Source organism: Negadavirga shengliensis (genome assembly GCF_042652345.1).
Lineage (GTDB): Bacteria > Bacteroidota > Bacteroidia > Cytophagales > Cyclobacteriaceae > Negadavirga > Negadavirga shengliensis.
The window spans coordinates 1-15,888 of sequence record NZ_JBHSJJ010000009.1 but is presented as its reverse complement, the minus strand read 5'-3'; the positions used below and the strand labels follow the sequence as shown (position 1 = coordinate 15,888).

Genomic DNA, 15,888 nt, shown 5'->3' with positions numbered 1-15,888 from the left:
AGATGCAGAGAAAACACTTGTGTATACATGGCCATTTTTATCAACCGCCCCGGGAAAACCCCTGGCTAAATAAAGTTGAACTTCAGGATTCAGCTTATCCTTATCATGATTGGAATCACAGGATCAATGCAGAATGCTATGCCAGGAACGGTGCTTCCAGAATCATTAACGGCGAAGGCCAGATTGTGGATATACTTAATAACTATTCCTATATGAGTTTTAATTTTGGACCTACGCTTTTATCCTGGATGGAGCTTGAGTCACCTCAAACTTACGAAATGATAATTGAGGCGGACAAAGTAAGCCAGCGGAGGTTTTCAGGGCATGGGTCAGCCATGGCTCAGGTATACAATCACATTATCATGCCCTTGGCCAACGACCGTGATAAAGAAACGCAGGTCAGGTGGGGAATAGAGGATTTTATTAAAAGGTTTGGCCGGTATCCGGAAGGCATGTGGTTAAGCGAAACCGCGGTTGATACGGCTACATTGGAAACATTGGCTTTTCACGATATAAAATTCACCATTTTATCCCCCTTTCAGGCCAGCCATTTTAGGAAGATCGGTGATGCAGATTGGGAAGATGCAGTTGCAGGTTCCATAGATCCAAAAAAGGTCTATAAATGTCAATTGCCCTCTGGTAGATCTATTAATTTGTTTTTTTATAATGGGGCAGTTTCTCAGGAAGTGGCGTTTGACGGTTTACTGAATAGTGGAGAAAGATTTGCAAATCGGCTCAAAATTGATTTTACCGATGAGGACAAGCCCCAGCTCGTCCATATTGCCACTGATGGTGAGAGCTATGGACACCATCATCAATATGGGGAAATGGCCCTTTCTTATTGCTTGTACATGCTGGAGGAGGAGCCTGATATCGAATTGACAATTTATGGGGAATATCTGGAAAGGTTTCCCCCCGAATATGAGGTTATGATTGCTGAAGGCTCATCATGGAGTTGTGACCATGGGGTGGAGCGGTGGAAAAGCAACTGTGGGTGTAATACAGGGGGCCATCCCGGCTGGAAGCAGGATTGGAGGGGCCCGCTAAGAGAAGCGTTTGATTGGTTACGGGATGAATTGATCCTTTTATTTGAGAGAGAAATGGGGGAATATGATTCGGATCCTTGGGAACTGAGAAATGACTACATACATGTGATAACCAACCGGTCAAAGGAAAATAACGAAATTTTTTTGGCTAAATGGTTTGAAAAGAAATTAGATGATAGGGATAAAGTAAAAATTTTAAGTCTTCTTGAGATGCAATACCACAGCTTGTTGATGTATACGAGTTGCGGATGGTTTTTTGATGAAGTAAGCGGCTTGGAGACCGTTCAGGATATATTATATGCGGCACGGGCTATTCAATTGGCGGAGGAATTCCCGGAAAACAGACTGGAACAGCATTTTCTCCAACGCCTCGAAGGCGCGCCAAGCAACCTTCCGGAAATAGGAAATTCAGCCCGGGTGTATAAAAAGTTTGTGCGGCCTATGATGGTGGATTTGATAAGGGTGGGGGCACATTATGCCATTGCTTCATTGTTTGAGAATTTTCCGAGCGAAATGAAATTGTTCAATTTCAAAGCCGTTACGCGTTTCCGGGATTTTATCAGAGAAGGCAAGCATAAAATGGTGATCGGCCATACCGCTTTTCAGTCCAACATAACCCTCGAACAGGTGGAAATATCTTTTGCCATGCTGCATCTGGGAGAACTCAATCTGTATGGGGGAGTCCGGGAGTTTTCGGGGTTGGAAGCCTTGGACCAGCTACATAGAAAAATAAAGGAATGTTTCCGCAAAAATGACATCCCTGAGATATTCAGTTTGATGGATTATTATTTTGGCTCACATACCTATTCATTTTGGCATCTCTTCAAGGATGAGCAGAATGCCATACTTTCAACGGTGATGCAGGACGTGCTGGAAAATACAGAAGGCGTTGTTTACCGGATGTATGAAGACAACGTTCCCATACTTAAGGCTTTAAAGTCCCTCCATCTGACCATTCCCCATCAATTAAAAGTGCCGGTGGATCTGGCACTCAACACCAAGTTGGGCCATTTGATCAAGGAGGAACATATGGATATGGTTAGAATCAAAGAATTGCTGGAATCCGCCACCGCGTTGGCCGCGGATCTGGATTTGGTTTCTCTGAATTACCTCACCGCGGCCAAAGTCACCCGGCTGATGAGGGAGCTCGCAGATCATCCGTTTGAGACAGAGAAATTGGAAAATCTCGTGGAATTCTTAGCCATCATTGAAAAGAGTCCCATCCAGCCGGAATACTGGGAGGCACAGAACATTGCCTTCCGTTTAAAGAATGAGGGGTTATTGCCATCTACTTCCGGAGAGCCACACCTGACCCAGAACAGCAGGTTACTGCGGCGATATGATGAACTGTCCCAAAAACTTAATATCAGCGTCTAGCTTATGAAAATACCGTCTTCGACATACCGGATCCAATTTTCCTCGGCGTTTAATTTTAAAAACCTTGCGGCCATACTGGACTACCTTCAGGCATTCAATACGGATACCGTTTACGCTTCTCCTGTGTTTCAGGCAAGGCAGGGAAGTAGCCACGGTTATGACATCGTAAATCCCCATCAGATCAATGAAGAATTGGGAGGAATGTATTGGCTGAAGGAAGTAAGGGAAGAAATGACGCAGAGGGGGATGATGTGGCTGCAGGACATCGTTCCCAACCATATGGCTTTGGATACCAATAATCCCTGGCTGAATGATGTATGGGAAAGGGGCAGGCAGTCAGAGTATTATCACTTTTTTGACATTGACTGGGGAAGGGGGGCACATGGAAAAGTTTTGTTACCGGTGCTTGGCGAGCCATTGGATGAGGCGGTCAGCCAACATAAATTAAAGGTTGATTTTGGAGACAAGGGTTTTGTGCTCCGGTATTTTGATCAGCAATTTATGGTAAGCTCAGAAACCTATGCCTTTATCCTGTATAGGGAAAACGGATTCAGTGATGATAGCTGGAAGCTGAGGTTCAAAAACTATCCGGGAGTATATCTTAAATGGGTTCAGTTAAAATCAGCTTTCATTCGGTATATTCATGAAAACAATTTGCTGGGGGAGGTGGAAAAATCGTTGAAGAGGATCAATTCTTCCTTTGATGAATTGAAAGAACTGATTGATATCCAATATTATATCCCGGCCTATTGGAAAGAAACTGAAAGCAGGATTAATTACAGGCGGTTTTTCACCATCAATGAGTTGATCGGATTGAGGATGGAGGACCAGAATGTTTTTGAAACCTATCATAAAGTCATTAGAGAATTATGTGCTGCCGGGATTTTTTCGGGACTGAGGGTGGATCACATAGACGGATTGTTTCACCCTTCGCAATATCTTCAGGAGCTCCGGAAATCGGTGGGTGAGGAAATGTATATCCTGGTAGAGAAAATTTTACATTTAGGAGAGACCCTTCCTGAAAAATGGGCTGTCCAAGGAACTTCCGGGTACGATTTTATGGCCTTGCTCAATCATTTATTTGTATCTCCTGACCACCGTGACGTGTTTAAACAGGGGTATCAGAAGTTTATTTCCCGGTCGGTGGACTGTGAAAAGGAGGCTTATGAAAAAAAGCTGTATATCCTCAACTACAGGATGAAAGGAGAACTGGAGAATTTGTGGAGTATTCTTAATGACCTGCTTACCGTCAACCACATCGCTTGGTTTGAAGATCAAAAAGTCAAACAGGCTTTGACATCCTTTCTGGCTGCTTTTCCAGTATACCGGATTTATCCTGATTCATTTCCCTTATCCTCTGAGCAGTCGCATCAGCTTGGTGTTGCTTATGAGACTGCGCTCCGGTATGAGCCCGAACTTAAGCGGGAACTGGATTTTCTCCAGACTTTATTTAAGGGGCAGGGAAATTTACACCCGTCCCATATGGTGTATTTTGTGAGGAGAGCCCAGCAACTGACAGGCCCTCTGGCGGCAAAAGGGCTGGAAGACACCCTCTTTTACAATTACAACATGCTGTTATCCCTCAATGAAGTGGGTGATTCGCCGTGTGGTTTTGGAACGGAGGACAGTACTTTTCATAAAAGTATGCAGGAAAGGATGAGGTATCTTTCCCATTCGTTGAATGCGACGGCCACCCACGACACAAAAAGGGGAGAAGATGCAAGAGCACGGCTCAATGTACTCAGTGAAATGCCTTCCGAATGGTTTCAAAAAGTAGACGAATGGCATTCCCTGAATCAAAAAATCAGGGAGGACAAAGACATCCCGGACAAGAACGAGGAATATTTTATTTATCAGGCTTTATTGGGGAGCATGCCGTTTGATTTAAATGCGGACGCAGCCTTTGTGGAGAGAAGCCGGGCCTACGTTCAAAAATCATTAAGGGAAGCCAAGCTGCATTCAAGCTGGTCTTCTCCAGATGTCCAGTATGAGCAAGCCGTAATGGATTTTGTTTCGGCCATTGTGAATCACAGGGGGTTTCGGGAGTCGTTTGATCCGTTTTGCCATAGGATCAGTTTTTACGGAAGCATATTGTCTTTAGGACAATCCTTGATAAAAGTTACCGCGCCCGGTATCCCCGATATTTATCAGGGCACGGAGTTGTGGGACCTTTCCTATGTGGACCCGGATAACAGACGGGCGGTGGATTATGAACAGAGGCAAGAATACCTTACTGAAATGAAGGCCGTGGAAAAAGATGAAGGTGGATATCTACTCCGGTTGATGAAAAATTATCAGGATGGTAAAATAAAGATGTTTACGCTATGGCGTGCCTTGAGAGAAAGGGCATGGCAGCAAGCACTATTTACGCAGGGTGATTATGTACCGATAAATATGGCTGAAAGATTAAAAAATAAAGTATTGGCTTTTTTGCGTCGGTCAAATGACATCTGGTATCTCATTGTCGTTTTGCTTCCTGCTGGAATTGTGAAAAGATCATTGTCTTATCCTCTACAAAACCTTGAATTGGGTAAATGCTTTGTAGACCTTCCAGACGGAAGTGTACCTACTGAATGGTTGAATGTGTTTACCGGAAAGGAAATAACGACGGCTGGTGGGCTTGACCTGGATGATTTGTTGATGGCTTTTCCTGTGGCGCTGCTTAAATCGTCTTTTAATCAAACGTTTTAAGCCTATGGGATTCAAAAGGGGCAGTGGTATTTTATTACATATAAGTTCGCTTCATTCTCACTATGGTGTAGGGGATTTGGGACCTGAAGCGTTTGGCTTCATTGATTTTTTGGCTGAATCGGGACATGCTTACTGGCAGGTCTTGCCTTTAAACCCGACAGATGCCTCACAAGGTTATTCTCCTTATAGTTGTTATTCTGCTTTTGCCGGAAATCCCATGTTGATCAGTACGGAAGAGCTTTACCGGGATGGCCTATTGGATGAGGAGGATGTTGCGCCTTTCAAAAAGGACAACGAGGGCAGAGCCGATTTTTCATTTGTATCCAAATACAAGGCTTTTGCGCTGGAAAAAGCCTTTCGGCGGTTTAGACACGGTGTGGCCGACAAGGGGGAATTTGAACTGTTTTGCCAAGCGAATGTTTTGTGGTTGGAGGATTATGCATTGTACGTGGTATTGAAAAGCAAGTATAAAACCTCCTGGTCATCCTGGCCGAAAGACATAAGGGACAGGCACTTGCCTACCTTCCGTTCTTTGCTTAAAACCTATTCCGTTCATCTTGAAAAGCAGAAATTCATCCAATATGTTTTTTTCAGGCAGTTTGAAAAACTTCATCGTTATGCGGCATCCCGTCAGATTCAGATCATAGGGGATATTCCCTTTTATGTTAATCATGACAGCGCGGACTGCTGGACATCGCCGGGCTATTTTAAATTGAATTCGAAAAAGCTTCCCCGTAAGATTGCCGGGGTTCCCCCGGATTATTTCAGTGAGACAGGGCAGTTATGGGGGTTTCCCACCTACAATTGGGCAGCGCTCTCCAGAAATAATTTTGATTGGTGGGTCCGGCGTATAGCGCATAATCTAAACATGTTCGATATACTCAGGTTGGACCATTTCAGGGCATTTTCTGCATTTTGGGAAGTAGATGCCGCAGAGGAAACGGCGGTAAAAGGTAGTTGGATGCCGGGTCCGGATATGGCTTTGTTTCAGGAGTTGGAGAGGAAGCTCGGCGATTTACCGCTCATAGCCGAGGACCTTGGTTCATTGGATGAGGATGTTTATGCCTTGATCGCGGCCACGGGATTTCCGGGCATGAGGGTTTTGCAATTTGCTTTTGATGAAAACGTCGGCATTAATGTCCACTCCCCGCACCTGCATGTTTCCCACGGCGTGGTGTATACCGGTACCCATGATAACAATACCACGATTGGGTGGTTTAACGCAAGCGGGAAAGAGGAGAAAAGGAGATTATCGGCCTATGTGGGTAAAAAAGTAAATCCAAAAAACGTTCACCAGGTTATGCACAGGCTGGCCCTGATGTCTGTGGCCGATATTGCGGTCATTCCCATGCAGGACATTCTCGGGCTGGGTGAAGGCCACCTTATGAACAGGCCAAATTCTACAGGCAACTACTGGCGCTGGAGAATGACCGAAGAGCAGTTTTTAAGCGTATTTCCCCCGATGTTAAAGAAACTGAATGAACTTTATGGAAGGACATGAGGCGGCGGCTTTTCAATCAATGCTGAAGGGTTTTGGCCATCTCTGACGCTTTGGTTTCCATTTCATGCCATACCTTGGCAAAGTCGGCATCCTCCTTAGTAGCGTGCGTGACCAGCTTCTTGTCTCTGGTTTCATCCTTTTCAGGGTCTGCTATGTAATAAGCTTGTATCCATAGGTCATTGTCTTTTAACCGGTAGGAAATTTGGTAGGAGTACAATGCGTTCAGTTTCTTATATTCAGAAAGCCATTCGTTGGGGTGGACCTGGCCGTCTATCAGTTTATCCTCTACCCCCTTTAAAACGTTTTCAAATTCCTCCGAACTGGAGAACACGGTGTCCACACGCAAGATTACGGCATCATCCAAATGATTTTCAGTGGTGTGGTTTGTATAATCATCCGGACCTACCTCATGCTCTACAAATCTTTGGTCCCGGGCTGAATCAACTTCAGTGTCATCGCTTATTATTTTTTCATTTCTGGGATTGCAGCTTAATAATACCAAAAGAAACAGCATCCATTGAAGTATGCCGGCAGCCATGTTTATCGTTTTCATAGAATTCTCTTTTTAATTCCTTGTCCAAAATATGCGCCAGTAGACTTTTGGCTGGAAGAAGAGGCCTTCTTCTTTGTCATCTTTGTTTAATGTATAAAAGAGGAGACATTGTGGGGCTTTCAAGATACAGTGTGGTAAATGTACCGGCGTGTGGCTGGGGTTGTTTTTTCCGTAAAACCATTATTTCCCATTCAATTACGTTAGCTGTTCTTGGTTGCAGGCACGATTTGTTGCTTCCGCAAGCGATGTTTAATCCTAAATCCGGAAATAACCGGATGGTTTTGGGGGAAACGGTGTCTTTGGTGAAGATGTCTTGACCAATTGGACTGGTTTTTATACCTATTATATGATAATCCCATTACGCAACAGTCAATAATAAAACAGCTGTATTGTCTCATTGCTATGGGAATCTCAATTTCAAAAACCATATACCGCGTAGCTTAACCGTCAAACGATATATTGACATATATTTTAGATAGGTTTAAAGGATGCTCGAAAAAAAAATCAATTACAGGAAAATACTAACCTTTAGAAAATTTACCACACCCAAAACTTAAAATCATGATACTGTTCAATTATCCTAATAATTCCCATGGCATGCCTGTTTCCGAAGGGAAGGATGAGACCATAAAACGTCTCGCGTATGACCATTTGGGAAGGTGTTATTTGTTGCTCAAACAAATCCCGACGCATGAATATGATGAAGTAGACGATGAGATCATCCACCTCTACAGTTTCCAGACCGGAAGGTATTATCCCACCTTACAGAACCCTCCTCTTGAAGACGATCCTGAAATAGGGCCTCCCGAGGAGGAGCCGACGGATTTTCCGGATGAAGAAGAAATCGAATATGATGAAGACCTGCGGGAAATAGAGGAAGAGGAGGGAATGGATGAAATTGATCCGGATATCCGCAGAGAAGTAAGAAAGCTGGATGAGGATATGGTTCATGAAAAAAATTGATGCCTTCACCTTACCTGCGATTTAGCTGGGGATGAAATCCGGCTTTTGAATGAAAAAGGGGTTGATTATCCGGCGTTTGCCAAAGAGAGAGCATCCGGTGTACAAAATAAATTAATCTCCCACTATCGAAGCATGACTTTGTTTTTAAAAAAATTGTGGCAAGCTTGTGGACATCCAGGTCTGCCATTTTTTATTGGGGTTGATTTTTTTGAAAAACACTTTCAACAACTTAAAATCAAAGAAAAAGGGGGACGACTTGCCCTCATTATCCCCCTTATACTAAAAAATTCGGCACGAAAATGCTTCACTTAAGCAGGTACTCTTTCTTTTAATTGCCTGGTCCAATGTCGGTGTTGGGCTACAACGTCGAAATAGATATTCCAGAAATCCTGATCCGACTCTTCGGAAAACACAACCCCATTGATTTCCTGGATTCTCGGATGGTCTCCGTTGGTCCTTTTAAAGGGCAATTCGCTCATAGGCGTTTTACCCAAAAGTTCCAAAGCATCCCCAATCAGTGCGATTGGCTTGCAGTGTTTGTAGGCTTCATTTAGAAAGTGCAGACTGTCTCCATTTTCCAGCTGCTTATCCACGCTGTCTTTGCCGTTTACCACGATGATGCTGTCATAAACGACGGAAGCCGTCGTCAGATAGGTCTTGTCGATTTTGACAGCTTCCGATTTGTCCGAGAGTTTTCCTCCTTTGGAAGACAATACTTCTCCCTTTGCTGCCTGTTTTTTCGACCAATCTTTTATCTTGATGACCGTTTGTATATCTGCGCCGTCTTCTGCCAGGATGGCGATTTTCCTTCCCTTGATCGAATCCGTTTTTTTATTGTTTTCAATACTTAGGGCGGGGGATTCCCCAACCCTTCTTTTGTCTTTCCATATTTTGTCAATACGGTCCAGGTTTGTACGGATCTCCTCCATTTCCCCATCATTCGGAACCCTTACCCCTATGCCCTCAGCGACTTTTGTGGCCAGGGAGTCATTGATATGGGCAAAATGGTAAACCAATCTTTCCTTAATGCCGGTATCCTCAACTTTTCCCCATTCAAACCACGCCGCCTCTATGATATGTTGTTTTTCTATATCGGACATGCTGTTCCAAAACAAGGTGGCTTGGGAATAATGGTCCTTAAATCCCTCTGCCCGCTCCCTTACTTTATTTCCCGAAATCTCCTGGGGATAATGGATATATCCCATATCCTCCCTTCCCGCCATCATCGGACAGCCGTTTCCGCGGGAATTGGGAAAATAATTTACAGGTCTTTTAGCGACCTTTTGTCTCATAAAACCATCTCTCTGATTATTATTGACTTCTACGATGGGCTTGTTGATGGGGATTTCCTGAAAATTAGGCCCGCCCAATCTGGTAAGTTGCGTATCCAAGTATGAAAAAAGCCTTCCCTGCAAAAGCGGGTCATTACTGAAATCGATTCCAGTGACCAAGTGGCCGGGATGGAAAGCAATCTGCTCGGTTTCTGCAAAAAAATCAGTGGGATTTTCGTTCAGGGTCATCTTGCCGATCAATCTGACCGGAATAAGTTCTTCCGGCCAAATCTTAGTGGCGTCCAGGATGTCAAACCCGTATTTGAATTCGTCTTCTTCCGGTAAGATTTGAACGCCTAATTCAAATTCCGGATAGCTTCCCATTTCAATGGCTTCCCACAAATCTTTCCTGTTGAAATCGGGCTCCTTTCCTGCAATTTTTTGACACTCATCCCATACCAGGGAACTTATTCCGGCTATAGGTTTCCAATGAAACTTGACAAAATGACTCTTTCCGTTGCTGTTTACGAAACGGAAGGTGTGTACACCAAAGCCTTCCATCATGGAATAACTGCGTGGAAGGGCCCTGTCGGAAAGCACCCACATGATCATATGCATGGATTCGGGCATCAAAGATACAAAATCCCAAAAAGCATCATGAGCAGCGGAGGCCTGGGGTATTTCCCTGTCCGGTTCGGGTTTAATGGCATGGACAAGATCGGGAAATTTTATCGCGTCCTGAATAAAGAATACCGGCATATTATTGCCCACCAGGTCAAAATTTCCCTCATCTGTGTAAAATTTGGTTGCAAACCCCCTCACATCCCTGACCGTATCCGCAGATCCCCTGGATCCTACCACAGTGGAAAACCTGACAAATACTTTGGTGACTTTTGAAGGATCCTGTAGAAAAGTCGCACTGGTGTAATCATGCAGGCTTTCATATACCTGAAAATAACCATAAGCTCCAGCCCCCCTGGCATGAACCACTCTTTCGGGTATTCTTTCATGATCAAAATGCATCATTTTTTCCCTGAAGTGGTGGTCGTCCATAATGATGGGACCTCTGGGACCGGCTTTTAAACTGTCATCGGTATGGTTGACCTTTTGACCGTGGTTGGTAGTGAGAAAATCACCATCGAGTTTTTTGTCTTTCATCATAAGTTGGTTTATAGTAATGCATAGAGAATCTAGGTGCCAGATCTATTTATCAAGATGTCTCAAATTTTATTCCACCGGGAAAAAGGAGACCATTTACGCAACATGGTCTGCTTCCGCTATTCTGATATGAGGGAGGGCTTTCCGGAGATCAGCGGAAAATTACAGGTATAAACCGCCGGTATACATTGTGTTGCCCATTTACCTCAGGCTGTGGTCGAGGTTGTCGGCCGGAAACACGGCAGAAAAAGGATTTCAAAAGGAATCCCCTCAATTCTTGGCAAGAACGTAACAAACTGTATATTAAAAGTCCCAAAGCGGAAAAACCCGCGCGCTTTATTAAACTTTTTTTTAAAGATGCCGATTGATAGGTGCCAGACCTATTTTAGGAATAATTATTGATTAAATATTATTTGATCCTCAACGATGTAATCCTTTTTGGATAAGAGAGGTTTTTTATTTCAACAAATTACAACCACTAAAAAGTCAACTATCATGGCAAATCAAAGCAGTAATCAGCAAGGGTTTAAGAAATCCAAATTCTTCAAACTCTTTCAAGACCAATTAAAGGACATCTATTATGCGGAAAAGCATTTGGTGTCAGGTTTACAAAAAATGAAAAAGGCCACCACTTCTGAAAAATTGGGAGCGGCTATCGAAAAGCATTTGCAGGAAACAGAGGGGCATGTAGAAAGATTGGAAAAGGTGTTTTCATCCATTGATACGGCCGCACGTGGAAAGAAATGTGAGGCAATAGAAGGATTACTGGAAGAGGGAACCGAAATGGTGGAAGACACAAAAGCCGATACAATGGTCCGGGATGCAGGGATCATCATCGCCTGTCAGAAGGTGGAGCACTATGAGATCGCTTCATACGGAAGCCTGGTGGCTTTGGCAAAAAAAATGGGCCAGGATGAAATCGCAGATCAGCTTCATTCCATTCTGGAAGAAGAAAAGAAAACAGATGCGCTGCTGACGGAACTGGCCGAAAGCGAAATCAATGAAGAAGCACTGAAAGAGTAATAGCCTATATTGTTTATTTGAATATGTTCCCCTGGAGCCTTCGTGCTTCCGGGGAACTGTTTCTTGGATTATGATGGCTTTCTTCGGTAGGGCATTGTAAACAAAATTCACTCCAATGAGAAACCCAATTTTAACACAAATAGGTGGAAAATATGAAAGGAATCCATCAAAAGTCATCCTGGGAACTGCGGCAGAAGCGTTGGTAACCGAAGCGTTCAGGGGTTTGGACGGGTTCTATGATTACCATATGCATTTACTGGGGCTGGGAAAAAACCGGCCTGAAACCTGGGTAAACCCTTCTGTATTTTCACTGACCCATCCGATGGACTGGATCAAAGCAAAGATTTTTCTGAACGCTTCAGGAGTGAGAACCAAAAAAAATGCGGATGAACAATACCTGGATCAACTGATCAAATTTATCCAAGACATCCCCTTCCCCGGCAAATACTGTTTGTTTGCCTGGGATAAGTGTTATGACCTCGACGGCGAGGTAAGCTATCCCGACACAAAAGTTTATATTTCCAATGAATATGTCTACCGGGTTTGTATGCAGATGCCAGGCAAGCTGATTCCGGTGGTTTCCATTCACCCCTACAGGGCTGATGCCCTGCAAGAGCTGGATAAATGGGCCAAACTGGGTGTGAAGATGATCAAATGGATACCTGCCACTATGGGCATGGATCCGTCCCATCCCCGTTGCGCACCTTTTTACCAAAGAATCAGGGAACTGGACATGGTTTTACTTTCACATGCCGGGAAAGAGGAAAATATTCCGGTCCGGCGATTTCAGGAACTCAATAATCCGCTACTTTTCCGCTTGCCCTTGGAGATCGGTGTCAAACTTGTTTTGGCGCATTGCGCCGGGAAAGGGAAAGGGAAGGATCTGGATGACAAAGGTAAACCGGTGGATAATTATAAACTTTTTTACAGGTTGATGGATGAACCCCGGTATGAGCATCATTTGTACGGGGATGTATCCGCCATGGTCCAGGTGAACCGTTGCGGGGAGCCTCTTCAAACCACATTTGATAAAAAAGAGCACCATCACCGGCTTTTATACGGAAGTGATTATCCTCTTCCGGCCATCAACTCTCTTATCTCTTTGAATCTGCTTCAAAAATTAAAGTACCTGGATAGGGGGGAAGTGAAGCCTTTAAGGGAAATATACCGGAAAAACCCGCTTTTGTTCTCTTTTGTGTTGTACAGGCGGTTGCGTGATCCTAAGATGAATTCCTATAGATTTCCGGATACCATGTTTGCCTCACATCCAGCGTTGGAAATCAAAGCTTTGACCTCATCTGAGCTTGCTCAAAATCCAGTAAAATCTGTTCCGTAGGGTCCGGGGATTTTCATCCTTGGGTATACCACAGAGGATACAGAGGAATGGAAGGGCTTGGTGTCGAGCGTGATTGGCGGAATAAAAATGGAAACCATATCGCAAAAACTCCCGGAAGATCCGGAAAAACTTCGCGCCTCCTCCGTGCCCTCCATTCCTCTGTGGTTACAAATAACACCACAGAGGACACGGAGGGTTGGGAGGGGGTGGGTATCGAAAATGATGTATGGGATAAAAATAATTCTATCCGTGTTTAAAATCTTCGCTGATTATGAGAAACTCAGGTTACAAGTTATAAATAGGGACGGGTTGCCAAACCCTTTTATAAAAAACCTACCCCAAGGAACCTAAAAAGGCGGGCAGCTGCTGATAAATTTGGTTTTAGAACATTGAGGTAAAAAAAACCGCCAGGATGATCCGGCGATTTTCTATATGGGAGATTAATAAGGGATGTTTAACATTTTTAATTTGGTGTACAGGGTCTTTCTGTTGATTTTTAATTTTTGGGCAGCTTTGGTCTTATTGAAATGAACTTCTTGCAGGACTTCCATTATTTTTTTTGTTTCGGCCTGCAGAGCTGCTGTTTTAAGAGCCATATTGTCCGGGGCTTCTTCTTCCGGGGCTTCGGGCAGTTCTTCCACTGCAGCAGCCCTTGTCTGTAAGGTATTGTCCACGTATTTAATGACATTCTCCGGAAGACCGTTAATATAGATGTAGTTGTCATCCGAAATGAACAGACAAGCTCTGCGGATAACGTTCTTTAATTCCCGGATATTGCCGGGCCAGGGATAATCCCGGAGATATGCGGTTACCTCTTCAGAAAGGGTAGGCGTAGCCACCCCCAGTTCCTCCGCTGTTTTTTCAAGGAAGAAATTGATGAAGAGCGGTAAGTCTACTTTGCGCTCTCTTAGGGGCGGAACGGGTAATATAAATTCGCTTAACCTGAAATAAAGATCTTCCCGGAAATAGCCCTTGTTTGATTTCAGAAATAAATCTTCGTTGGTGGCGGTGATGATTCTCACATCCACAGGAATTTCTTTCACACCCCCTATTTTCCGTATGACTTTTTCCTGCAATGACCTTAGCAGCGCCATTTGTGTTTCCAGGGAAAGATTAGCGATTTCATCGAGAAAAACGGTACCGCCATCCGCCATTTCAAACACTCCTGTTTTGTTGGAGAATGCTCCCGTAAAAGCTCCTTTTTCATGGCCAAATAGTTCACTCGCTGCCAAATCTTTGGAAAGACAGCCACAGTCTATGGCCATAAAAGGCTTGTTTCTCCTGGGGCTTTCATCGTGGATCATTCTGGCCAGCGATTCTTTTCCCGTGCCCGTTTCCCCCTGAATAATCACCGTGAAGTTAGTTGACCCGACTTTTTTAACCTGGCTCATCATTTTTTTTGCCTCCGCACTGTTTCCGGTCAGGTAATCGGTCGAGTGAAAGGAACGGTTGTTGGATTTTTTCTGACGGGGAGCGGAATCAGAAGGCTTCGTCTCCTTTTCCATCAGAGACTTGCTGAGTACTTCCAGCAGTTCATTGGGGTTCAGAGGTTTTTCCATATACTGATAAGCGCCTTTTTTAACCAGATCAACTGCCAATCTCAAATTGACATACCTGGAAATAAAAATCACTACCGAACCCGGTCTTATATGAAGTGTTTGTTCCAGTAGATCGTGTTCCGGTATATCATTTAGCCGGGTGTCGCAAAGAATAACGTGGAAAAACTTATTTTCAATCAAGCGGAGTGCGTCTTTTGCTGTGGATGTCATAGTAACCGTATAATGATTGTTAACCAGCAGTTTTTCCAACGCCAAAGCACTCGACTTCTCTTTATCAATAATCAATATTTCTTTCATAGTGACAGATGTTATTTGTGATGACAGTAGGGAATAGCCAAAACAAATCTTGTCTTGCATTCCATTCTCCGAAGCTGGTTTTTATGAATGGAATGCCCTGGAGCATTTTCATGCCATCTAAACTTGGTTCGTAGATTGCCGAATATTTTATAAATAATTTTAGGAGCATTTTTATCCCTAAGATTCATGGCCGATTTCATTATTTACGGCAATAGGCATGCATCTATAAATAAGGGAAAAGCATTCCTTCTAAACCAGATTGATGATCCCCTCCTCTATAAGGATCTGAAACAGAGAGCAAGTACAAAGTTTACATATATATATATGTAAGTGAAACTGAATCTAAACAGGAGGCCTGGTTTTAAGATAGAAGAGGGCCGTTCTATCCGCATGTTTAAAGGGCAGGTCGTATTTATACATAGTTATAGTTGGTTCGTTGGGTTATGTTTCGGTTCATGCAATATAATTATTTTTTTTTTTAAAACATTAAATCGATAAAATACAAATAAATTTTTTTTGTGTGTAAAAATGAAAAAATTGGTTATTTTATGTTTGTTTTAAGATTATTATAATAATAACTAAATAATTATATTTTTATTTGAGGCAGTGTTGTCCCCAGCGTAACAAAAAATAATGGAAAAGCATTGCTGAAACCGAGCATGAGCTGCCAGCTCGGTGCTTACGCTAAAGCTATGGCGACAGTGTGCGGAACCCACACTGGGATGTCCCGATAGCCCCGGGAATTGCGGGCAGGCTATGCCGGCCTGATGCAGGACAGGTTATGACCGATAAAAAACAGATTATAAAGCAGGTGAAACCGAGCGTTCCCATATTGTCACTCCTCTCCGGTTTGGGAGAGGGGCCGGGGGTGAGGGAAAAACCGGATTCTCCCCCGGAATTACCCTAATCCACTATTATTCTGTACAGAAACCAAGCATGACGGAATCGTCACAAACTGGGATGCCCCGATAGCCCCGATAGAATATCCATATCCGTTAACTTAAGCATAGAACAGGTCGTAAAGTATTTGATGATGGGGCTTTTGTTTGAGTCTTTTCTCTACAGTCAATTTGGGGATTATGGGGACCAGACTGGTGATGAACCAATTGGCAA

Annotated in this window: 11 protein-coding genes; 8 read left to right on the top strand and 3 right to left on the bottom strand. The window is 43.7% G+C overall.

Features of this window, described 5'->3' with window-relative positions:
- The first annotated feature begins 2 nt into the window (after nucleotides 1-2).
- Genes ACFPFU_RS15690 through malQ form a run of 3 tightly spaced genes read left to right on the top strand, consistent with a single transcriptional unit; the run spans nucleotide 3 to nucleotide 6,615 of the window.
- The gene (locus ACFPFU_RS15690) at nucleotides 3-2,423 is read left to right on the top strand and encodes a DUF3536 domain-containing protein (protein WP_377065727.1); all 2,421 of its coding nucleotides are present in this window, start codon (nucleotides 3-5) and stop codon (nucleotides 2,421-2,423) included.
- Nucleotides 2,424-2,426: 3 nt separating this feature from the next.
- A complete protein-coding gene (gene treY, locus ACFPFU_RS15685; RefSeq protein WP_377065726.1) occupies nucleotides 2,427-5,114 on the top strand; it encodes a malto-oligosyltrehalose synthase in 2,688 nt (895 codons plus the stop codon).
- 4 nt (nucleotides 5,115-5,118) lie between these two features.
- Complete coding sequence (gene malQ, locus ACFPFU_RS15680; protein WP_377065725.1) at nucleotides 5,119-6,615, top strand: 4-alpha-glucanotransferase; 1,497 nt, start codon at nucleotides 5,119-5,121, stop codon at nucleotides 6,613-6,615.
- Nucleotides 6,616-6,631: 16 nt separating this feature from the next.
- Here the strand turns inward: malQ and ACFPFU_RS15675 are convergent, their stop codons facing one another.
- The gene (locus ACFPFU_RS15675) at nucleotides 6,632-7,168 is read right to left on the bottom strand and encodes a hypothetical protein (RefSeq protein WP_377065724.1); all 537 of its coding nucleotides are present in this window, start codon (nucleotides 7,166-7,168) and stop codon (nucleotides 6,632-6,634) included.
- Nucleotides 7,169-7,729: 561 nt separating this feature from the next.
- Between ACFPFU_RS15675 and ACFPFU_RS15670 the strand changes: the two genes are divergently transcribed.
- Nucleotides 7,730-8,131, top strand: coding sequence for a hypothetical protein (locus ACFPFU_RS15670; protein WP_377065723.1), 402 nt, complete (start codon nucleotides 7,730-7,732; stop codon nucleotides 8,129-8,131).
- Nucleotides 8,132-8,176: 45 nt separating this feature from the next.
- Nucleotides 8,177-8,443: a hypothetical protein gene (locus ACFPFU_RS15665; protein WP_377065722.1), complete on the top strand. Its 267-nt coding sequence runs from the start codon at nucleotides 8,177-8,179 to the stop codon at nucleotides 8,441-8,443.
- Here the strand turns inward: ACFPFU_RS15665 and ACFPFU_RS15660 are convergent.
- Complete coding sequence (locus ACFPFU_RS15660; RefSeq protein ID WP_377065721.1) at nucleotides 8,440-10,563, bottom strand: catalase; 2,124 nt, start codon at nucleotides 10,561-10,563, stop codon at nucleotides 8,440-8,442. The two genes, ACFPFU_RS15665 and ACFPFU_RS15660, sit on opposite strands and share 4 nt — an antisense overlap.
- A 492-nt stretch (nucleotides 10,564-11,055) precedes the next feature.
- On the opposite strand from ACFPFU_RS15660, the gene ACFPFU_RS15655 reads away from it, so the two are divergent.
- The 3 genes from ACFPFU_RS15655 (at nucleotide 11,056) to ACFPFU_RS15645 (ending at nucleotide 13,270) form a co-directional block, all read left to right on the top strand.
- Entirely contained in the window at nucleotides 11,056-11,583 is a 528-nt protein-coding gene (locus tag ACFPFU_RS15655) for a YciE/YciF ferroxidase family protein (protein WP_377065720.1), read from the top strand.
- Nucleotides 11,584-11,698: 115 nt separating this feature from the next.
- Entirely contained in the window at nucleotides 11,699-12,919 is a 1,221-nt protein-coding gene (locus ACFPFU_RS15650) for an amidohydrolase family protein (protein ID WP_377065719.1), read from the top strand.
- Between the two features lie 87 nt (nucleotides 12,920-13,006).
- Nucleotides 13,007-13,270, top strand: coding sequence for a hypothetical protein (locus tag ACFPFU_RS15645; protein ID WP_377065718.1), 264 nt, complete (start codon nucleotides 13,007-13,009; stop codon nucleotides 13,268-13,270).
- Nucleotides 13,271-13,359: 89 nt separating this feature from the next.
- On the opposite strand, the gene ACFPFU_RS15640 is transcribed toward ACFPFU_RS15645, so the two are convergent.
- Nucleotides 13,360-14,775, bottom strand: a complete 1,416-nt coding sequence (locus ACFPFU_RS15640; RefSeq protein WP_377065717.1) for a sigma-54-dependent transcriptional regulator — start codon at nucleotides 14,773-14,775, stop codon at nucleotides 13,360-13,362.
- Nucleotides 14,776-15,888 lie beyond the last annotated feature (1,113 nt).

Excerpts from the sequence above, each read along its gene's own strand:
- ACFPFU_RS15690 (WP_377065727.1), top strand. The coding sequence starts at position 3 with ATGCAGAGAAAACACTTGTGTATACATGGCCATTTTTATCAACCGCCC.
- treY (WP_377065726.1), top strand. The coding sequence starts at position 2,427 with ATGAAAATACCGTCTTCGACATACCGGATCCAATTTTCCTCGGCGTTT.
- malQ (WP_377065725.1), top strand. The coding sequence starts at position 5,119 with ATGGGATTCAAAAGGGGCAGTGGTATTTTATTACATATAAGTTCGCTT.
- ACFPFU_RS15675 (WP_377065724.1), bottom strand. The coding sequence starts at position 7,168 with ATGAAAACGATAAACATGGCTGCCGGCATACTTCAATGGATGCTGTTT.
- ACFPFU_RS15670 (WP_377065723.1), top strand. The coding sequence starts at position 7,730 with ATGATACTGTTCAATTATCCTAATAATTCCCATGGCATGCCTGTTTCC.
- ACFPFU_RS15660 (WP_377065721.1), bottom strand. The coding sequence starts at position 10,563 with ATGATGAAAGACAAAAAACTCGATGGTGATTTTCTCACTACCAACCAC.
- ACFPFU_RS15655 (WP_377065720.1), top strand. The coding sequence starts at position 11,056 with ATGGCAAATCAAAGCAGTAATCAGCAAGGGTTTAAGAAATCCAAATTC.
- ACFPFU_RS15650 (WP_377065719.1), top strand. The coding sequence starts at position 11,699 with ATGAGAAACCCAATTTTAACACAAATAGGTGGAAAATATGAAAGGAAT.
- ACFPFU_RS15645 (WP_377065718.1), top strand. The coding sequence starts at position 13,007 with ATGGAAACCATATCGCAAAAACTCCCGGAAGATCCGGAAAAACTTCGC.
- ACFPFU_RS15640 (WP_377065717.1), bottom strand. The coding sequence starts at position 14,775 with ATGAAAGAAATATTGATTATTGATAAAGAGAAGTCGAGTGCTTTGGCG.